Here is a 19,069-nt window from a genome sequence, read left to right as displayed (position 1 = left end):
AGACAGGTAGCCAAATGGAAAAGAACTTGGCACGGGGACTGCGATGCCCAGGGTATGAAAGCCGTCGTACTCGCCGGCGGGTATGCGACGCGATTGTGGCCGGTGACCCGAAATCGACCAAAAATGTTGCTCCCGATCGGGGAGACGACCGTCATCGACCGGATTCTCGACGAACTGGAGTCCGACGACCGGATCGACGACGTGTTCGTCAGTACCAACGAGCGCTTTGCGGACGATTTCCTCGACCACATCGCGGACACAGACCTCCAGAAACCGACGTTGTCGGTCGAACAAACAGTCGAAGAGGACGAAAAATTCGGTGTGATCGGCGCGCTCGCCCAGTTGGTCGAGCGGGAAGGCCTAGAGGGCGAAGATCTCCTGGTTGTCGCCGGAGACAACCTGATCAGCTTCGATCTGAGTGACTTCCTCGATACGTTCGAGCAGCGCGAACAGCCGACGCTTGCAGCCTACGACGTTGGCTCCCGGGAGCGAGCCAAATCCTACGGACTGATCAACGTCGAAGACGACCGCGTCGTCGACTTCCAGGAAAAGCCGGACGACCCCGACAGTACGCTCGTCTCGATCGCGTGTTATGCCTTCCCCGCAGAAGACGTCAGGTTCGAGGAGTACCTCGAAGGAGGCAACAATCCGGACGAGCCCGGCTGGTTCATCGAGTGGCTGGTCGACCGTGGTGAGGTCTACTCGTTTGCGTTCGATGGGGCCTGGTTCGACATCGGCACGCCCGAAAGCTATCTCGAAGCGATCCGCTGGACGCTGGAAGGTGACAGCGTCATCGCCGACAGCGCGACAGTCGTCGACTCGACGATCGGTGACAACGTCCACGTCCTTCCCGGCGCGACCGTCGAAGATTCGACGGTCTCGGAGTCGATCATCTTCTCTGATGCCACTGTCAAAGACTGTGAGATCCACGACACGATCATCGATCGGGGGACCCACGTCGAGCACCTCGATCTGGCTGGCGCGCTCATCGGTGCTCACACCCAGATCACCAACGGCGCCTGAGAGTCTCCCGCGTGGGATCGATGCGGTTTAGGAGTCGATGGCGACTGGCTAGGCTAACCAGGCGTCGTCGATCCGAAGGTGTCCCCGGGTCCCGTCCCAGACAGTCTCGGCGTCGAGTTCGATCGGCCGATCCATGTGTGGCCCATCGGTCACCAGCGTTTCGAACTCGCCGCCTTCGCCCAGGACGTGGACGCCGTACTCGTCGTTGCGTGCGAGCAACTCATCGAGTGCAGCCGCATCGAGTTGTCGACCGAGCCACGAGTCGTCCAGGCCGGCGGCGGCGACCTGAATGATGCGGATTTCGAAGCCAGCGTCGAGCATCTCCCTGGCGAGCGTCTCGGGCTCGCGCTTCCAGAGAGGAGCAAAGAGATCGGCATCGAGTCGCTCACACAGGCCTTCGATACGGGAGGTCTGGAACTCGCTTTCGACCGCCCCGGCGACGACTCCGCCCACGCCACCCGGGAGTTCGGCGTCGAGTTCACGGACGGCCGCTTCCAGTGGTTCGAGTTCGGCATCGCCTTGCGCTGTGGCGTCGGTGGCATCCTCGGCTTCGAAAGCGTCCGGGTGGACATCGACGAGCGGAATGCCGACGCTGTCCGCAGCCAGCGTAGCCAGCTCCGTCGCTGGAACGTGATACATGTAAGAGTCGCCCTGCGGGTGGACCGTTACGAGTCGCTCGACGGGTAGATCCTGCTGTAGGGCCTGATAGAGTGCCCACGAAGAGTCTTTGCCGCCGGAAAAGAGGCTAAGCCACGCGCCGTCAGTCATACACCAGCGTCGCGCGCGACCGGGTTTAGACTTGCCGGTCGGGACGAGCGGTAGACCGTGATCGTCACCGCGCCACACGCCGAAACGTGCCGAGTGCCGCCAAGCGATTCGTACACCGGCCGCCGGTGGGCAGCGTCGAGAGACTGTGCGCACCCGCTTGCCTCACAGGTCGGTACACGTGATTCGATCGTCCCAACTGCTCGATTGGCAGCCACCAGTAAGGCGAGCTAACCTCGCACCGAAAGTGAACGTGCGGGCCTGCAGTGGATCGCCGAGAGATGGGCAGTTCTCGCAGACGCCGGGGACGTAAAGGCTATGCCCGCGGCGTTCGCGGTCAATAATATGTTGCGAGAGTGGCGTGCTGGGACGGTCGAGCCGGGCGGCGAGAAGCCCGAGGCGGACGACTGGCCCGCCGTCGATGTTCCGGGGAAGCCTAGCGAATTCGCCGGCGCTGACGCAGTAGCCTACCAGACGACGTTTCCAGATCCCCGTGGAGACGAGGGCGAGCACGCACTGTTGGTGCTCGAAGGCGTCTACGCACACGCCCGAGTATGGCTCAACGACGCGTTTCTGGGCGAACACGACGCCTACTTCGAACCCTGTCGGCTCCGGCTCGATGCGGACCTCCAGGCTGAAAACGAACTGATCGTCGAGTGTCGGCGACCGGACGACCGGTTTGGCGGGAGCTACGAGAGCGACCGTGTTCCGGATGCCGAGTCCGTCCCTGGCATCTGGTGGAACGCAGACATCGAGACCTACGGCGACAGCCGAATTCTGGACCTCTCGGCACGCCCGCGGGTCGACGAAGAGGGCGCTCGCTTCGAAGTCCGGACGACGGTCCTGGCCGAAACGGCACTCGAAGACAGCGTGACGTTCTCGGTCAAGCCGGAAGGCAGTCGCCGGGGGCGCGGGATGATGCAACGGACTGGAGTCACGGCTGCACCCGGCGAGCGAACGACCGTCGAACACACGATCGAGATTCGCGATCCGGCCCTGTGGTGGCCCCACGAATTGGGCGACCAGTCTCGGTACGTTCTCCGGGCGAAACTCGACGACGACGAGCGCACAGTCACGACGGGACTCTGTTCGGTGGAGTACGACGAGGAGGCCGGCCTGAAAGTCAACGGCGTGCCGGTGAGTGCCCGCGGAATCAACCTGCTGGCTGCCGATCCCGCAGACGTACAGCGAGCGGTCGACCTCAATGCCACAGTCGTTCGCGCCCAGGCACACGTCCCCAGCCCAGCAGTCTACGAAGCAGCCGACGACGCCGGCGTGTTGGTCTGGCAGGACCTGCCCTTGACCGGGCCGGGGCCGTTCGACGTCGAACGAGGCCGAGATCTGGCGAGAGGACTCGTTGCTGCAAACGACCACCATCCGAGTCTGGCCGCCCTCGGCGTCCACGACGACCCCGTCTCGCTGGCCGAGGATGGCCTCGGGTCGGGGATCGTCGATCGACTGCGGCTTCGCTGGCGGCTGTGGCGTGCCGAATACGACCGCGAGGCGGCAGATGCCGTCGCCAGCGCAGTCCCTGACTGGCTGGTGACGATACCCGTGATCGGCCAGCCGGGGATCGACGCAGACGCGACGGCTCTGTTCCCCGGTTGGGAATACGGCACAGCGGCGGACATCGACCGGTTGCTGGATCGGTATCCGGCGATCGGTGACGTCGTTGCCGATTACGGGGCCGGCTCGCTCGGTAGCGCGGAGTCTGCCAAAGACGTCCCTGGATTCGACCACGAGCGCCACGATCAGCGGGTGGACGGTGATCGAGACGCTTCCCACACATACCAACGGGACGTGCTCAAGACCGTCACCGAATCGCTCCGCCTCCACGATGCAGACTTGTTGATCGCTAGCGGGTTGCGGGATCTCGCTGGTGCCGGGATGGGCGTCATCACTGACGAGGGAGAACCAAAAGCTGGATACGATACCCTCGAAACGGCATTCGAGCCGGTGCAAGCGATCGTGGACGCGCCGACGGCAGGCACCGAGACAGAGCTAGTCGTTCGTAACGACCTCCCCGAAGATGTCTCGGGCCGGGTAGCCTGGGAGACAGGCGACGTTAGCGGTGAGGAAGAATTTGCCGTCGAAGGAAACGAGATGACGGTCGTCGAATCGATCACGGTTCCGGCGGACGCAGCCCGTATCGAAACCTCTCTGGCTACCCCTGAGCGATCCGTGTCGAACACGTACCACTTATAAAAAACTATGGTACTGTTTCACATCCGTGAGTACGAGGGCCAAGGCTATGATATGCCCCGGCATGCCCCAAAGTGACCGGAATCTTTAAACCCTGGCCTCTTGTAGTAGCAGTTACCTGAACGCTTCAAGCGTTCGGCAGTACCGTGCGACGCCCAGAATGACAGGGAACCTACTTATCAGGAGTCAGCACGCCTGGAGTCGCGAGACTGTCGAACGCCGAAGCGGGAACGGCACAGAGAGTTAACTATGACAGATTCGATAGACCAATCCAAGAACGTATCAGTAACAGACGAGGAACTCCAGAACAAGTCGAAAGGCGAGCTCATCAAGCTCGCTGGACAGCTACGGGATCGGCGGAACGATCTCAACCAGATGGCCTCCGAGCGGGCCTCCGAGCGTGACGACCTCAACGCAAAGACCCGCGAGAAAGTCGACGAGGCCCAGGAACATCGCGAGAAGCGCGACGAGCTCAACGAGCAGGTCCAAGAGCACAAGGAAAGCCGCAACGAGCTCAACGCCAAGGCAAACGAGCTGTTCGACGAAGTCGAGCAGAAAAAAGAGGACCTCGAGCTCGACGAGGGCAAAAGCGTCGACCAACTCGAAGAGGAAATCGAGGATCTCGAATTCAAACAGCAGACGGAAGTACTCAGTACCGAAGACGAGCGCGAGCTGATCGAGAAGATCGAGGAAAAGCGGGAGCAGCTCGCCGACCGGAAGGAAAAACTCGACCAGACTGGTGACGTCGATGAGATCAAAGCCGAGGCCCAGGAGATCCGCTCTGAGGCCAGCCAGCACCACCAGAAGGTGACCGAACTGGCTGATGAGGCCCAGGAACACCACAATCAGATGATCGAGGCCTATCGCGAGGCCGACGAGGTCCGCGACGAGGCCGACGAGATGCACGAGAAGTTCGTCGAGGCCCAGGAAGCTGCCGACCAGCACCACGAGGACTTCGTTCGTGTCCAAAAGCGCCTGCGCGAACTCGACGAGAAGGAGGAAGAAGAGGAACGGTCGCGCCGCGAAGAAGAGAAAGAAGCTGCCCGCGAAGAAGCCGAGGAGATCTACCAGCAGTTCAAGGACGGCGAAACCCTGGAGACCGAAGACCTGATGAAACTCCAGAAGACCGGCCTGCTGTAATCGCGTCAGAGACGATAGTTCTGCGGCCGGCGTCTGTGAGGGAGCGAGTGACGAGGATTTTTATGGAATCGCAGCCACCACTCGATTGTGAGCACCCTGGTGGTGTGTCTGGACCGCGGTGGGGACCTCGCGACAGCCACCGAACCGCCCGTCGTCGGGTACGAAGCTGTCGAATCGTTAGTCACTGAGTTCGGTGTCGAGGACCCGGAAGACAGTCGAGTGAACTGTCTGCTCGAAGGGCTCCGGGTTGTCCAACGACTAGAAGACGACGGCGAGGAGGCGACCGTCGCGGTCGTCTCCGCCGGCCCCGACGCCGTGGGCCTGGATCGGACGGTCGCTCGACAGACGGACGAACTGCTGGAGACGTACGATCCAGACTCGGCGATCGTCGTGACCGACAGTGCCGAAGATCAGCGACTGGTCCCGATCATCGAAAGCCGAGTGACCGTCGATGCCGTCGATCGGGTTGTCGTCCGACAGGCACGGGACATCGAATCGACGTATTACCTGCTCAAGCAGTTTCTGGCCGACGAAGAGCTCCGCGAGACGGTTCTCGTGCCGGTCGGTGCTGCACTGTTGGCGTTGCCAATCTTGCTAGTCGTTCTCAACAGCGTCACGATGACTGTCGGAGCGATCGCGGCGGCGGTCGGCCTGCTGTTGCTGTATAAGGGGCTTGGCATCGACGAGTACGTCGCCAACGTCCCGCGTCAGGTACACAACGCCCTGTATTCGGGACAGGTATCGTTAGTGACCTACGTCGTCGCGGCGGGGCTGGGGCTGATCGGGATATTCGTCGGTGCGCTTGGCGTGTCGGCCACCGCTTCCGACGCCGAAGTGATCTTGGCGATGCGGTTCGGATTCGACAGTGTCCCGTGGCTGACAGCCGCAGCGCTGGCAGCCAGTACTGGTCGGTTGCTCGACGAACTGATCCGCCACGAAGGCGTCCGGAGTGCGTACCTGAACCTCCCCTTTGGCGTCGTCGCTGTCGGCCTCGTCGTCAGGGGCGTGACCGGGTACTTCCTCGAGCGAGCAGCCGTCTTTGCCTCAGTGACGATCTCGTCGTTCGACCTCGGGCCGATAGTCGTCGAGGGATTCACCCTCTCACCGAGCGCTCGCCTCGCGATGTTCCTGCTGGCCGGGATCTTCGTTAGCCTCGTCGGCGTCCGGTTTGCAGCCTACGTCAGCGGTGCAGGCGTTGAAGAGGAACTCGCCAACGAGGGCCAGCCCTGAAACACGGTTCTCAAGTGAGCGGACCCGAACGGACGTGCATGGACGAAATCGTTCACGCACACGGGCACGAACACGTCACGGCGACCCATCAGAGTACCCTAGAGTTCACCAGCGACGACTACTTGACGCCTGCAGGAGACTGTATTCTCGGTATCGAGGCCGATCGTGTCCCAACCGATTTCGACCCGGAATTCGTCGCCGCCTGCCGGGACCCTGAAGCGACGATCACGGCAACGATCGAAACGGACGAGTACCGGCACGTCATCGAGGGGAGCGGACACCCGGACCTCCACTTCGAGAACGAGCGAAGCATGGTGATCCGCACCAGCGACTACGTCGACGACCGGACAGTCATGGTCGGGGCCGACGGCGCTGCTACCGACGTCGATCGTGACCTGATCGACGCACTGTCGGAAGGCGCGTCAGTAACGCTAACACTCAGTGTCGAATAAATTGATTACTCGACTGGTGTAGAGCCCGTTGGACGACGTGCCCTGAAGGCGATAGCAGTGAGAAGCGTTCCGGCCGTTTTTGGAAGTGCGATCCGAAAACCGGCATATGAGTAAGGACCCGGAACCGGATCGAAACATCAGCGGGGGCGCCGCTGGCGGCGGCGCGGAAGTATCGTGTAGCGGCGAACGTACGGATACCCGTGGGGCAGCGGTCGTCGATCGGCTCGGGGACCGCTACTGGGAGAAGACCTACGGCGGGCGGGATGCCTTCGAGTGTCTCGTTCGGACGATCCTGAGTCAGAACACCAGTGACGCGGCGAGCCAGCCCGCCCACGACGCCCTGCTGGAACGATACGGTGACAGCGAAGCGCCACGCCTCACAGAAGCATCGAACGCCCAACGGAGTGGGTCCCGAGACGACGGGACCGATCTGGTAGCGGCACTCGCCGACGCCGACCAGGCGTCTCTCGCAGAGACGATCTCCGGGGCCGGACTCCACAATCAGAAATCGGCTCGGATCATCGATATCGCCCAGCGGATCCGATCGGAATATGGTGGGGAGGCCGCGTTCGACGCGTTCCTCAGAGGCGAGCCGGCCGAATCAGTCAGAGAGACGCTACTCGATATGACCGGCGTCGGGCCGAAAACCGCTGATTGCGTGTTGCTGTTTGCGGGCGGCCGGGATGGGGTCTTTCCCGTCGATACACACGTCCACCGGATCTATCGCCGCCTGGGGATCGCCCCAGCTGGGGCCGACCACGAACGGGTCCGTGAAATCCTCGAACGTGACGTGCCCGACCAGCACTGTGGGTTCGGCCATACGGCGAGCATCCAGTTCGGTCGCGAGTACTGCTCGGCGCGCAAGCCTGCCTGTCTCGACGGGCCCGAAGCCTGCCCGCTGTACGACCTGTGTGATAGGGTCGGAGTCGATCCAGCTGCGAGCGAGGTCGTCGACCCAGCCGAGGCCAACCAGTAACTGCCGGCCAGCCAACGACCCTAATTTTTTATTAGTATTAATCGTAGACTACGGCATGGCGCCGTTCGACGAGTATTTTCGTGCCGTCTCGACAGAATTGGTCGATGCCTACGGGGCGGCCGACGGTTTCGAACACCAACGGGATGCCAGAGCTGCGTTCCTCGAGACGTTCCTCGAAGCGGTCTATCCAACAGCGTACATCAACGAAGGCGGCGAAATCGTCGACGCGAGCGGTAAGCAGAGCAACCGGGCCGGGATTGTCCTCTACGATCAACACCTCCCGGTTCTGTCCGTCAGCGGCCACGATCGGTATTTGAGTGCCGGCGTCCACGCACATATCGACGTCAAGGCAGACCTCTTTGGCGAAATCGATCACGCACTGAGCAAGGTCGACTCGATCAAGCGACTCGACACCGATCGGATGCCCATCGATAGAGACCTCGAACAGCGAGACCACCACTTCACCGCCGTCGTTGCCTACGACGGTCCAGACCCGGACGTCTTCAAAGCGGCCGTCCTCAAACACTACGCCAACCGAACTGGCCTCAGCAGTTGCGCGGACCTGATTTGTGTCCTCGGCGAGTACGTGATGCTCACCACCTACCGCGGCCAAGATCCGGGACTGACCTTCCTCCAGACCGAGCAAGACAGTCTGATGGTGGGGTTCGTCAACCTGGCTGGGGCCGTCTCCACAAACTACTGGCGACGCCGGCCGCTCATCGCGGCGTACATGAACCGCACAGAAGCCGAACAGTTCTAACTGGCCCGGGCGTTAGTTCATCGCCGTGTCGATGCGTTCGAACTGCTCGTCGGTGAGTGCGACCTCGACAGCGCCAAGATTCTCCTCAAGCTGGTCGGGCGTACGAGCACCGATGATCGGGACGATCGTCAGATCCTCGTGAGCCAACAGCCAGGCCAGTGAGATCTGTGCCGGCGAGGCATCGGTCTCGTCGGCGACGGCCCGGATCTCTTCGAGGACGTCCCAAGCCTCCTCTCGGAGGTACCAGTCTGCGAAGTGATCGTCGATGTCCCCGCGCGAACCGTCCGGCGCACGAACCTCGCCATCGCCGACACGCTCGTACTTGCCAGTCAGGAAGCCGCCGTGCAGCGGCGAGTACGGGCAGACTGCCAGGTTCTGGTCGGCACAGACGTCCAGGTACTCCGCGACTGGCTCGCGGTGGACCGCCGAGTACTGTGGCTGCGTGACGGTGACGGCTTCGTAGTTGTTGACGTCGGCTTTCCAGAGACCCTTGGTGAGTTTCCAGGCGTCGGCCGTCGAGAGGCCGACGTAGTTGACTTTGCCCTCGCCGATCAGATCGTCGATCGTTCGTAGCGTCTTCTCGATTGGTGTCTCGTCGTCGAAGCGGTGGAGATACAGGATATCCAGGTAGTCCGTATCGAGTTTCTCGAGAGAGCCTTCGACCTCGGCCCGGACGTTCTTCGCCGAGAGGTTCTCCTGGAATCGAGAGACGTCCGACCAGTAGCACTTCGAGGCGATCACGAAGTCCTCCCGGTCGCGCTCTGCGAGCCACTCGCCGATCCAGCGCTCGCTGTCGCCCCCGCCGTAGCCGTTTGCGGTGTCGATGAAGTTCCCACCCAACTCCGCGTAAGCGTCGAGCAGTTCGTGGGCTTCCTCCCGGCCCGTCTCGACGACGCCCGTCTCCTCGTGTTCCATCCCGAACCGCCACGTCCCCAGGGCGATCGGTGATACCTCGAGTCCAGTTGTGCCGAGTCTGACGTACTCCATATCTATTGGCTAGTGCGCCGCCCCTTTTAACCCTGATGTGATAATTCGTATCAACTGCGATCGGTCGGGGCACCGCGGCTCCGAACGCGATGCCGAAACGCCAGGGGACGTTACTGGGCCGGTCGAACGGCCAAAACGAGCATCGCGACCGTGATGAGCACGAACGCGATCAGCGAGAGATTCGGGATCGAGAATCCGTATATTTCGTACAGAACGGTCCCGCAGCCACCGCCGCCCAGCGTACACTGACTACCAGTGGCGGCCGACAGTTGCAACAGAGAGTGGTAGGCGGCGATCGCGCCACCGGCCACCGACAGTGGGAGGACGGTCCGGTAGACTGCACGGCGCCCGTCGACGACAGCCATCCCGAGGACGACCACCAGCGGGTACATCAGGATCCGTTGATACCAGCAGAGTCGACACGGGACCAATCCGAGCCCGAGACTGAGATACAGACTGCCAGTCGTTGCGACGAGGGCAACCAGCGTGGCAAACAGCAACAGCGGCCGAGGACGCTCACTGACCCACGCTCGACTCGCCGACGCCAGACGGGGCGTCTCATCGTGCATGGTAGCCGAAATTTTCGGTGCGTACCTAAATCAACCGCTTCGAAGCCATGGGCGGACCAAATCAGACAAACCGGAAGGTTTCGAGATTCTTGGGCGCGAACGTCCGCATGTTGTACTCGTGGTAGAGTGCCGAAGAGAGGTCCTGGACGGACGATTCGTCACCGTGGACACAGAGAATCTTCTCCGGGCGGGGGTTCATCGTCTTCACGAAGTTCTCCAAGCCCTGCCGGTCTGCGTGCCCGGAGAAGCCATCGACTGTTTCGACGTTCATCTTCAGTTTCAGAGTGTTGGCACGGCCGTTTCCGTTGCCGAGTGGAATCTCGTCCCAACCGTTCTGGATACGCTGCCCCAGGGTACCCTGGGCCTGGTACCCGACGAACGCAAGCGTCGAGTCCGGATCGGGACCGAGGTGCTCGATCCAGGACATGATCGGACCGCCTTCCATCATCCCCGACGTCGAGAGAATGATCGACGGGCCTTCGTCGACGACGTCCTGGCGCTCGTCTTCCCCGCCGTCGATGTGGTTGAACTGGTCGGCCAGGAAGGGGTTCTCGTCCTCGTGGAAGATCCGGTCCCGAAGGTCATCACGGAGATACTCCGGATAGGTGCTGTGAATGGCCGTCGCCTCCCAGATCATGCCATCGAGGTGGACTGGCATCTCCGGAATGTCGCCTTCACGCATCGCCTCTTCTAAGACGAGCATGAGTTCCTGGGAGCGACCGACGGCGAATGCCGGAATCAGGATTTTCCCACCTCGGTCGTAGGTGTTCTGGATGACCTGTTGGAGTTTCTTCTCGGAATCAGCCTGGTCAGTCTGGTAGTCGTTGCGACCGCCGTAGGTCGACTCCAGCACCAGCGTCTCGACGCGCGGGAACTCGTTTACAGCCCCGTTGAACAGCCGGGTGTCCTCGTAGTGGATGTCCCCCGAGAAGGCGACGTTGTACAGTCCCTCACCGATGTGGAAGTGTGCGACCGACGAACCGAGAATGTGTCCGGCGTTGTGCAGGGTGAGTTTGATGTCCGGCGAGATGTCAGTGACGTCGCCGTACTCGATCGGGATGGTGTGTTTGATCGCCTCCCGAACCATCTCCGAATCGTAGGGCGGCGCGCGTCCCTCTTTGGCCGCGACATCGAGATAGTCGAGTGTCAACAAGCCCATCAGATCGCGAGTCGGTTCAGTCGTATAGATCGGCCCGTCGTAGCCGTATTTGAACAGGAGCGGGATGAGCGCAGAGTGATCGAGGTGGGCGTGGGTGAGGACGACCGCATCCAGCGAACTGGCACCCGAACCGAGCGCCTCAGGCACCTGAAGGTACGGCACTTCACCCTCGGCCCCGGGTTTGTCGCCACAGTCGATCAGCACGCGCGTTTCGGGGGTCGACAGGATAAACGAAGCACGACCGACCTCTCGACAACAGCCAAGCGTGGTGATCCGAACCCACTCGTCGTCGGACATCTCTTCGCGGTGGATCTGCCGGCCGACGCGTTCGAGGATATCCCGTCGTTCGTCCCGCTCCTGGGTGAGGAAGCTCCGGACGTTCGAAACTGTCGACGACTCGATGGGCGGCGTGCGGACGACATCGGGCGTCCAGCCGACCTCTCTGGTTATCTCCCGGAGAGTCGCGCCGTGGCGGCCGATCACCATGCCTGGCTTCTCGGCTTCGACGATGACCTCGCCAGTGTCCTCGTGGAAATCCAGGTCGGTGACCGTTGCCTCCTCGGGGATCACCGACATGATCTCCTCTCTGGCCTCCGGTGGCGGGGTCAAGACGTCAGGGTCGGGCCGAACAGTAATCCGTTTGCGGAGTTTCGAAGCCAGTCGGCGGATCAAATCACCGTTGTCCGCGAACGTCTTCGGATCCCGCGTGTATACGATCAGTTTCGGCCCTTCGTAGGTGACGTCCGTGATCGAGATGTTGTTCGGTACTTCGCTTTCGATCGTCTCCTTGGCGTCTTCGAGTTGCTGATCTACGTTGCTCATAGCTGCAAAAAGTCCGCACTGCCTTGCCCGCCGATACGCCGACAGGACGATGCCCACGGCCCGGAAGGCAACTGCCGTCGGTATGCGGGACGGCGACTGATTAATAGTGTCATGATGCGATAGTGCTGCGCTCGCGATCGTGCTAGTCCGGACCCATCTGAGTAACCAAGAGAGCCCGGAAAACCGATCTCGCCTCAAAATATTCCCCTCGGATTATAAAAACCTTCGGAAAAGACAGGACAGAGCCGACGACCTGGCTGGGAATGGCAAATCACAGCGAGTCTGTGCGCCGTCTCAGCCGACAACTGACCGCGATTCCAATGGCTCTTGGCACTGGCTGGCCTACCGGCCCCTATGCGTGTCGAGCAACTCGGGGACGGGGAGCCGGAACTGGCGATCGTCGCAGCGGTCCACGGGGACGAGCCCTGTGGCGTCCGCGCAGTCGACCGCCTCGTGGCCGACGAGTCGACCGTCGAACGCCCGGTCCGAGTAATCGTCGCCAACGAGAGCGCCCTCGAAGAAAACGTTCGCTACGTCGATACCGACCTCAACCGAGCGTTCGACGAGGAAACACCGGGTGACGCCCACGAACGTGAACTGGCCAGCGAGCTGGCTGACGCTGTCCGTGGCTGTACAGTCCTCTCGATCCACTCGACGCGATCGGCCGCAAAGCCGTTCGCGATCACGTCAGGGCTCGACGAGATCGCCCGCCGAATCGTCCCTCATCTCTCGGTCCGGGCGCTGGTCGAGACCGGCGTCAACGCCGAAGGGCGGCTGTTCGCCGCCGAGGCCGATATCATCGAAGTCGAAGCCGGCTACCAGGGCTCGGAAGAAGCCGCAGAGAACGCCTATCGGCTCGCCCGGGAGTTCCTCACGACGACAGGCGCACTGGCAGGCGACACGATCGCCCACGATCTGGAAGTCTACGAGCAGGGGAAGCCAGTCGAGAAGCCCCCAGCCGACGAGTACGAGGTCTTCGCCGAGAACTTCGTCCACGTCGACGCCGGGGAGACCTACGCAGCGGTCGACGGCGAAGGGATCGCAGCCGAAGACGGGTTCGATCCGATCTTGTTTTCGGCGTACGGGTACGAACACATCTTCGGATATCGCGGCGCATTCGCGGGGACGCTCCGAACCACCGAGGACGGGACCGCGACGCTGACGGCCGACTGAAGGGCGGTTTCCGGTCGGTACACCTTGCGTCCCGAACACGGCGGGTTTATGCCGTCGCTCGCGGACACACAGGTATGAGCGGCGAGCAGGCTTCGATCACAGAGGTGTCCATCTGTAACTGGGGCACCGACCGGCATCGGGGAATGATGCCGTATCACGGATAAACGCTCGCTCGAAACAATCAGGCCGATTCGAACCAAGTTACGACAAATGTCCGAACAAGAACTCGGTATCACGACGAGCAAAGAACACGAAACAGGCGAGTGGTACGCAGAACTGGTCCAGAAGGCCAAACTGGCCGATTACGCCCCGATGGGCGGGTTCATCGTTACCCGCCCGCGCGGGTACGCCATCTGGGAGCGCCTCCAGAACCACCTCGACGGCTGGTTCAAAGAGACTGGCGTACAGAACGCCTACTTCCCGATGTTCATCCCGGAGTCATACCTCGAAAAGGAGAAAGACATCGTCGAAGGATTCGACCCCGAAGTGGCGTGGGTCACCGAGGGCGGCTACGACGAACTCGAAGAGCAACTGGCCGTCCGACCGACCAGCGAGAGTATCATTACCCCATTTCTCTCCCAGTGGACGCGCTCTCACCGCGATCTCCCGATCCGCATCAACCAGTGGTGTAGCGTCGTCCGGTGGGAAGCCACCGAGACCAAACCGTTCTTTCGCACCAAGGAATTCCTCTGGCAGGAAGGCCACACCGCCCACCACGACCAGGACGGTGCGTGGGAGGAGATGGAAACACGCCTCGACCAGTACGAGCGCCTCTACGAGGACGTGCTGGCGATGCCCGTCCTGACCGGCCGCAAGCCCGAACACGACAAGTTCCCGGGGGCACACACCACGATGTCCGTCGAGGCGCTGATGCCCGACGGCAAGTCCGTTCAGGGCGGGACCTCCCACTATCTGGGCACCTCCTTCGCCGAGGCCTACGACGTCACGTACATCGACGAAGACGAAGACGAACGAACAGCCCACACGACCTCCTGGGGGCTATCCTGGCGGGCACTTGGCGCGCTGTTCATGACTCACAGCGACGATCAGGGACTCGTCCTCCCACCCGCGCTCGCGGATCCCCAGGTCGCGATCGTGCCCATCTGGGACGACGAAACCAAAGACGAGGTACTCGAATACGCCGAGGACGTCGCTGAAGACCTCGATGACGCTGGCGTCCGGGTCGAACTCGACGACCGCGAGCACCGCAACCCCGGCTTCAAGTACAACGAGTGGGAGCTGTACGGCGTCCCGCTCCGTCTGGAAATCGGCTCCTACGAGGTCGAAGACGAGGAAGTCACGCTCGTCCACCGTCCCGACGGCGAGGAGCTCACGGCCGACCGCGATGGCGTCGCCGAGACCGTCGAGGACAACCTGGAGACGGTCTTCGCGAAGCTGTACGCCAGCGCCGAAGAAACTCTGGAGGGTGAGATCCGTGAGGCCGAATCCCGCGAGGAGATCCTGGGCACGATTGGCCAACACGGCGGGTACGTCAAGTGTGGCTGGTGTGGTGACGAAGACTGTGAAGAACCCATCAAAGACGCCATTGCTGCCGAGATCGTAATGGTTCCGAAGGATCGAGACGAAGAACCGATCCACGACGACTGTGCGATCTGTGGCGAGGAGGCCAAAGAGACTGCCTACTTCGCGAAGACGTACTAAAGACCATCTTTTTGCTCATCGGTTGTCTTCGCTCGCGCGAATTCTTGTCCGAAACTACCGCCTCTTTGAAGCAGCCGTTCACGCGACGGCTTCGACAGCGGATATGCGTCGAAGCGATAGCTACGAGTACCGTCACCCGGTGCCGATTTGGAGCGCTAGAGCAGCCGTCTGACGGTCTTGGTCAGAATATCCCTGGCCTGGCTGATGTCCCGACGGTCGACGTACTCTCGGGGCGAGTGAGCGACCGGCCCCTCGTCGTCGCTCAGTTCACCCGGACCGAAGACGACAGTCGGTGCAAGGTCGGCGAACTGCGCGGCTTCGGTCGCTGCACCGAACGGGCGAACCTTGCCCTCGCTGGCTTCCTGTAGTACCTCGACGATCCGTGCCCCCGTGTCCGTCTCGAAGGCCTCCGGGAATGGCGTCTCGGGACGAACCAGTTCGACGTCAACGCCGATCTCGACAGGGAGGGATTCGACGAGGTGTCCCTCCAGGGCCGCCGGAAACGCCTCGCTCCGTTCGGGCGGAACACTCCGACGATCGAACGTAATCGTGCACTCGGCCGGCACCTGATTCGGTGCCTCGCCCCCCTCGACCATCGTCGGCGTCAGCGTGGGTTCCCCAAGCGTGTCGTGTGGTTCGGTCTCGTGTTCGTCGTCGAAGCGGTCCATCGCCTCGATCGTCGGGCCGACGGCACGGAGGGCGTTGGTCCCGTCTGCCGGATTGCTCGCATGAGCACTCTCACCGCGGAGCGTGATCGTCCCCTCGAACTGCCCGCGAGCGGCATAGCAGACGTCCAGAGCAGTCGGCTCACCGACGATCGCTCCATCGACGGCGAGTGTCTCGGCCAGGTGGGCTGCGCCAGTTTGAGTCGTCTCTTCGTCGGGTGTCACTGCCAACGTGACGCGCCCGTCGCCAGGATCGGCGTCGAGGAAAGCACCGACCATCGCGGCCAACGGCCCCTTCGCGTCACACGAACCGCGTCCCCTGACGAACTCGCCGTCGCGTTCGAACGGCACGTGTGGCGGTACCGTGTCGAGATGGGTATTCAACAGCAGGTGTGTTCCGTCAGCACTGCCCCGGTGGGCGAGGACGTTCCCGGCTTCGTCGATGTGGGCACTGACACCGGCGGATTCGAGCGTCTCGACGAGGAAAGACTGCATGTCAGCCACCGACTCGTGGGACGGTGTCTGGACCGCCCGTTCGTGGAAATCGAGACCATCAAACGACATCACTCACGCTCCGACTCTGGCGCGCCCGAGGCCTGGTCTTCGACGCGAGTGACGTCGGCCATCGTCTCGCGACGACGAACAACCCGTGCGCTCTCACCGTCGATTGCGACCTCAGCGGGGCGGGGCTGGGAGTGGAAATTGTTCGCGAGTTCGTAGCCGTAGGCCCCGGCGTTGCCGATCGCAAGCACGTCACCACGTTCGGGCCGTGCGACCGGCCGATCAGTCGCGAAGACATCCGCACTGGTACAGCACGGGCCACCGATCGAAGCGGGCGCTGGCTCACGATCAGGGCCGGAGATGTTCCGGATCGGATGGTAGGCATCGAACATCGCCGGCCGGATGAGCGTCGACAGCGAGGCATCGACGCCGACGACGGTCGCCTCCGCAGTCTCCTTGATCGTATTGACCGTGGTGAGGATCAGCGCCGCGTCGGCGACAACGTACCGACCAGGCTCGAACTTCACTTTCGCCGCCAGATCGCCGATCGCTTCACGAACGGTCTCGGCGACCGCTTCGATAGCCAACGGTGGTTCGTCCTCCCGGTAGGGCACACCGAAGCCACCGCCAAAGTCGACGAACTCCAGATCGCTATCGCCGACGTCGCGGGCCAGATCGGCAACCGTGCCCAGGGCGCGTGCGTGGTCGTCAACCTCGTCCGTCAGCACACCACTGCCTACGTGGGCATGAATTCCGACGAGGTCGAATCGGTCCCGAAGATCAGCGGCGAGTTGGGGCACGCGGTCGTAGGGGATCCCGAACTTGGCGTCCTTGCCCGTCGCGACCTTCTCGTGGTGGCCGGTCCCGATACCCGGGTTGATCCGGATGGCGACGCGTCCGTCGTATCCCCGCGCTTCGAGGCGGTCGAACGTATCTTCGGCACCGCCGGTGATCGTGAGCCCTGGATAGTCTTCGGCCAGGTCGACGGCGTAATCGAGGTCTTCGGCGGGCGGATTGACCGCCGTGTACTGGAGGGTGTTGGGGTCGGCGCCCGCTTCGATCGCCCGCTGTAGTTCGCCGCGAGCGGCACACTCGACGTCGGCACCGACGTCAAGCAGCGCCGAGAGAACGGCCCGCCCGGTGTGGGCCTTGGCGGCGTACATCACCTCGGCATCGGGGAATGCCGCATCGAAACGACGGTAGTTTGCCTGGACGCGGTCGGGATCGAGGACGTACAGGGGCGTTCCGTACTCGGCAGCCAACCCTTCGAGTCGGTCGTGATCCCACTCGGAAAGGCGACGGACTGGCGGTGAGTGACTCATTGGGGAAGACACGGGAAGGGCAATAACAAGGATTGCGCTTCAGGGTACCTAGCCCACGATCGTTACTCCCGGAGCGCGTCCTCGCGCTCGGCACCCTCTAGGGTCTCTTCCTCGACGTGCGTCGCGACGACTGCCGGCTTGAACGCCCCACCGTCGAACAGATCGTGCTCGCCGATCGAAGACTCGACGAAGCGCTGGAACGCTCGCCGTTCCGGTGGCAGCTCGCCGTAGATGATCACTTCATCGACGAGATCGTACACGGGAATGCGGGGCGACAACAGCGTGTTCTCGCCGACCACCGAATTCTCACCGACGACGAACCCCGAGGTGACGCGACTCCCCGCCCCGAGTGCGACGCCGTCCTCGACGATTACCGGCGCGTCCTCGACCGGTTCGAGGACGCCGCCGATGACGGTGTTGGCACCGAGTTTTACGTCCGAACCGATCTGGGCACACGAGCCGACCACGTCGTTGGAGTCGACCAAGGTCCCGTCGCCGACGTTGGCGCCGATATTGACGAAGGCGGGGCTCATCAAGATCGCGTCCCTACCCACGTAGGCACCGCGTCGGATGACCGTCCCGTCGGGCGTGTTTCGCGTTCCACGGTCGCCGAGATCGGCCGTCTCACGGAGGGGAAGGACATCGTGATACGTCACGTCGCCGTACTCGCGGGGCTGTGTCTCGCGCAAAGCGAAGTTGAGCAGGATACCCTGCTTCACCCAGGCGTTTGCTTCCCAGGTCCCGTCGCGTTTCTCGGCGGCTCGAATCTGGCCGGCTTCCAACGCTTCAAGAAACCGGTCGAGGGTGGCCTGCTGGTCTTCGGTGAGGTCCGCTGGGGCGAGGTCGTCCGATCGCTCCCAGAGCGTCTCGACGTCGGCTTGCAGACTCATGTTAGCCCTCGATTACGTCCCCGAAGGTATAGAATCCCTGATCGCGGCCATCGATCCAGACGGCAGCATCGAGTGCGCCAGCGGCGAAGACGCCGCGATCCTCGGCGCGGTGGGTCAGCGTTAGCACCTCGTCGTTGCCGGCGAACATGATCTCGTGCTCGCCGCGGACGTCACCGGCCCGTCGGACGTGGACACCGACCTCCCCATCTTCACGCGGTTGTATCCCCTCACGGCCATAGGTCTCCTCGAAGTCACGCTCCTCGGCGAGGGCGTCGAGGATAGTCTCAGCGGTGCCGCTTGGCGCGTCCTGTTTCCCGTTATGGTGGGTCTCGGTCAGTTCGGTGTCATAGCCCGGGAGCGCGCTGGCGGCCGCCCGTACCGTCTCCAGCAGCGCCTGAATGCCGCGCGCGAAGTTCGCTGCTTTCAGTACCGGGACGTCTTCGCTGATCGCTTCGAGGGCGGCACGTTGGTCGTCGGTCAGCCCCGTCGTGCCAGTGACCAACGGGACGCCAGCCTCACCACAGGCGTCTGCCAGGGAAGCTGTCGCGGCCGGGACCGAAAAGTCGACCATCGCGTCGGGTTCGTGGGTCGCCAGTAATGCTGGAACGTCCGCGGGGTCGTGGACAGGTTTCTCGGCAACCATCTCGGCGTCCGCGTCGTCGATCGCGACGACGACTGCCACGTCCTCCCGATCGGCCGCTGTCTCGATAACCGTCCGTCCCATGCGTCCGGCCGCGCCGGAGACGCCAATGCGGATCATATCCGTCGCTC

At 62.5% G+C, this 19,069-nt stretch carries 17 protein-coding genes; 9 read left to right on the top strand and 8 right to left on the bottom strand.

Annotated features, from left to right (window positions below):
• Positions 1-54: 54 nt before the first annotated feature.
• Positions 55-1,023: a sugar phosphate nucleotidyltransferase gene (locus tag FR699_RS01250; protein WP_154552160.1), complete on the top strand. Its 969-nt coding sequence runs from the start codon at positions 55-57 to the stop codon at positions 1,021-1,023.
• A 48-nt stretch (positions 1,024-1,071) separates the two neighbouring features.
• Here the strand turns inward: FR699_RS01250 and FR699_RS01245 are convergent, their stop codons facing one another.
• Complete coding sequence (locus FR699_RS01245) at positions 1,072-1,791, bottom strand: diphthine--ammonia ligase (protein ID WP_158853512.1); 720 nt, start codon at positions 1,789-1,791, stop codon at positions 1,072-1,074.
• 315 nt (positions 1,792-2,106) lie between these two features.
• On the opposite strand from FR699_RS01245, the gene FR699_RS01240 reads away from it, so the two are divergent.
• The 6 genes from FR699_RS01240 (at position 2,107) to FR699_RS01215 (ending at position 8,548) form a co-directional block, all read left to right on the top strand.
• Positions 2,107-3,993, top strand: coding sequence for a hydrolase (locus FR699_RS01240; RefSeq protein WP_158853510.1), 1,887 nt, complete (start codon positions 2,107-2,109; stop codon positions 3,991-3,993).
• A gap of 246 nt (positions 3,994-4,239) precedes the next feature.
• Positions 4,240-5,130, top strand: coding sequence for a coiled-coil protein (locus tag FR699_RS01235; protein WP_154552163.1), 891 nt, complete (start codon positions 4,240-4,242; stop codon positions 5,128-5,130).
• Between the two features lie 87 nt (positions 5,131-5,217).
• Complete coding sequence (locus FR699_RS01230) at positions 5,218-6,360, top strand: DUF373 family protein (RefSeq protein ID WP_158853508.1); 1,143 nt, start codon at positions 5,218-5,220, stop codon at positions 6,358-6,360.
• A gap of 38 nt (positions 6,361-6,398) precedes the next feature.
• Complete coding sequence (locus tag FR699_RS01225; protein ID WP_158853506.1) at positions 6,399-6,812, top strand: DUF371 domain-containing protein; 414 nt, start codon at positions 6,399-6,401, stop codon at positions 6,810-6,812.
• A 106-nt stretch (positions 6,813-6,918) separates the two neighbouring features.
• Positions 6,919-7,788: an endonuclease III gene (gene nth, locus FR699_RS01220; protein ID WP_158853504.1), complete on the top strand. Its 870-nt coding sequence runs from the start codon at positions 6,919-6,921 to the stop codon at positions 7,786-7,788.
• Positions 7,789-7,843: 55 nt separating this feature from the next.
• On the top strand, positions 7,844-8,548 hold the full coding sequence (locus FR699_RS01215) for a DUF6602 domain-containing protein (RefSeq protein ID WP_158853502.1): 705 nt from the start codon (positions 7,844-7,846) through the stop codon (positions 8,546-8,548).
• A 12-nt stretch (positions 8,549-8,560) separates the two neighbouring features.
• On the opposite strand, the gene FR699_RS01210 is transcribed toward FR699_RS01215, so the two are convergent.
• The 3 genes from FR699_RS01210 to FR699_RS01200 all read right to left on the bottom strand — a co-directional run bounded on the left by FR699_RS01210 (position 8,561) and on the right by FR699_RS01200 (position 12,085).
• Complete coding sequence (locus tag FR699_RS01210; protein WP_154552168.1) at positions 8,561-9,535, bottom strand: aldo/keto reductase; 975 nt, start codon at positions 9,533-9,535, stop codon at positions 8,561-8,563.
• 110 nt (positions 9,536-9,645) lie between these two features.
• Entirely contained in the window at positions 9,646-10,104 is a 459-nt protein-coding gene (locus FR699_RS01205) for a disulfide bond formation protein B (RefSeq protein ID WP_154552169.1), read from the bottom strand.
• A 61-nt stretch (positions 10,105-10,165) separates the two neighbouring features.
• Entirely contained in the window at positions 10,166-12,085 is a 1,920-nt protein-coding gene (locus tag FR699_RS01200; RefSeq protein ID WP_154552170.1) for a beta-CASP ribonuclease aCPSF1, read from the bottom strand.
• Positions 12,086-12,439: 354 nt separating this feature from the next.
• On the opposite strand from FR699_RS01200, the gene FR699_RS01195 reads away from it, so the two are divergent.
• Entirely contained in the window at positions 12,440-13,258 is an 819-nt protein-coding gene (locus FR699_RS01195; protein ID WP_154552171.1) for a succinylglutamate desuccinylase/aspartoacylase family protein, read from the top strand.
• Between the two features lie 210 nt (positions 13,259-13,468).
• Positions 13,469-14,920 carry a proline--tRNA ligase gene (gene proS / locus FR699_RS01190; protein ID WP_158853500.1) on the top strand — a complete coding sequence of 484 codons (1,452 nt, stop codon included), beginning with the start codon at positions 13,469-13,471 and terminating at the stop codon, positions 14,918-14,920.
• A 155-nt stretch (positions 14,921-15,075) separates the two neighbouring features.
• Here proS and FR699_RS01185 read toward each other — a convergent pair whose 3' ends face one another.
• The 4 genes from FR699_RS01185 to dapB all read right to left on the bottom strand — a co-directional run bounded on the left by FR699_RS01185 (position 15,076) and on the right by dapB (position 19,058).
• A complete protein-coding gene (locus tag FR699_RS01185; RefSeq protein ID WP_158853498.1) occupies positions 15,076-16,149 on the bottom strand; it encodes a M20 family metallopeptidase in 1,074 nt (357 codons plus the stop codon).
• Positions 16,149-17,408 (bottom strand): diaminopimelate decarboxylase, encoded by a 1,260-nt coding sequence (gene lysA, locus FR699_RS01180; RefSeq protein ID WP_158853496.1) that lies wholly within the window; start codon positions 17,406-17,408, stop codon positions 16,149-16,151. Before lysA ends, FR699_RS01185 begins: the two co-directional genes overlap by 1 nt.
• A gap of 62 nt (positions 17,409-17,470) precedes the next feature.
• Complete coding sequence (locus FR699_RS01175; protein ID WP_158853494.1) at positions 17,471-18,298, bottom strand: 2,3,4,5-tetrahydropyridine-2,6-dicarboxylate N-succinyltransferase; 828 nt, start codon at positions 18,296-18,298, stop codon at positions 17,471-17,473.
• A 1-nt stretch (position 18,299) separates the two neighbouring features.
• Entirely contained in the window at positions 18,300-19,058 is a 759-nt protein-coding gene (gene dapB, locus FR699_RS01170; protein ID WP_158853492.1) for a 4-hydroxy-tetrahydrodipicolinate reductase, read from the bottom strand.
• Positions 19,059-19,069: the final 11 nt, after the last annotated feature.

The organism is Halorhabdus sp. CUG00001 (assembly GCF_009797925.1).
GTDB lineage: Archaea > Halobacteriota > Halobacteria > Halobacteriales > Haloarculaceae > Halorhabdus.
The sequence above is the reverse complement of the archived record's forward strand: the minus strand, read 5'-3'. Positions and strand labels throughout refer to the sequence as shown.

What these genes read in the sequence shown, in the direction of transcription:
- FR699_RS01250 (WP_154552160.1), top strand. Translation starts at nt 55, where the DNA reads ATGAAAGCCGTCGTACTCGCCGGCGGGTATGCGACGCGATTGTGGCCG.
- FR699_RS01245 (WP_158853512.1), bottom strand. Translation starts at nt 1,791, where the DNA reads ATGACTGACGGCGCGTGGCTTAGCCTCTTTTCCGGCGGCAAAGACTCT.
- FR699_RS01240 (WP_158853510.1), top strand. Translation starts at nt 2,107, where the DNA reads ATGCCCGCGGCGTTCGCGGTCAATAATATGTTGCGAGAGTGGCGTGCT.
- FR699_RS01235 (WP_154552163.1), top strand. Translation starts at nt 4,240, where the DNA reads ATGACAGATTCGATAGACCAATCCAAGAACGTATCAGTAACAGACGAG.
- FR699_RS01225 (WP_158853506.1), top strand. Translation starts at nt 6,399, where the DNA reads ATGGACGAAATCGTTCACGCACACGGGCACGAACACGTCACGGCGACC.
- nth (WP_158853504.1), top strand. Translation starts at nt 6,919, where the DNA reads ATGAGTAAGGACCCGGAACCGGATCGAAACATCAGCGGGGGCGCCGCT.
- FR699_RS01215 (WP_158853502.1), top strand. Translation starts at nt 7,844, where the DNA reads ATGGCGCCGTTCGACGAGTATTTTCGTGCCGTCTCGACAGAATTGGTC.
- FR699_RS01210 (WP_154552168.1), bottom strand. Translation starts at nt 9,535, where the DNA reads ATGGAGTACGTCAGACTCGGCACAACTGGACTCGAGGTATCACCGATC.
- FR699_RS01205 (WP_154552169.1), bottom strand. Translation starts at nt 10,104, where the DNA reads ATGCACGATGAGACGCCCCGTCTGGCGTCGGCGAGTCGAGCGTGGGTC.
- FR699_RS01200 (WP_154552170.1), bottom strand. Translation starts at nt 12,085, where the DNA reads ATGAGCAACGTAGATCAGCAACTCGAAGACGCCAAGGAGACGATCGAA.
- FR699_RS01195 (WP_154552171.1), top strand. Translation starts at nt 12,440, where the DNA reads ATGCGTGTCGAGCAACTCGGGGACGGGGAGCCGGAACTGGCGATCGTC.
- proS (WP_158853500.1), top strand. Translation starts at nt 13,469, where the DNA reads ATGTCCGAACAAGAACTCGGTATCACGACGAGCAAAGAACACGAAACA.
- FR699_RS01185 (WP_158853498.1), bottom strand. Translation starts at nt 16,149, where the DNA reads ATGTCGTTTGATGGTCTCGATTTCCACGAACGGGCGGTCCAGACACCG.
- lysA (WP_158853496.1), bottom strand. Translation starts at nt 17,408, where the DNA reads ATGAGTCACTCACCGCCAGTCCGTCGCCTTTCCGAGTGGGATCACGAC.
- FR699_RS01175 (WP_158853494.1), bottom strand. Translation starts at nt 18,298, where the DNA reads ATGAGTCTGCAAGCCGACGTCGAGACGCTCTGGGAGCGATCGGACGAC.
- dapB (WP_158853492.1), bottom strand. Translation starts at nt 19,058, where the DNA reads ATGATCCGCATTGGCGTCTCCGGCGCGGCCGGACGCATGGGACGGACG.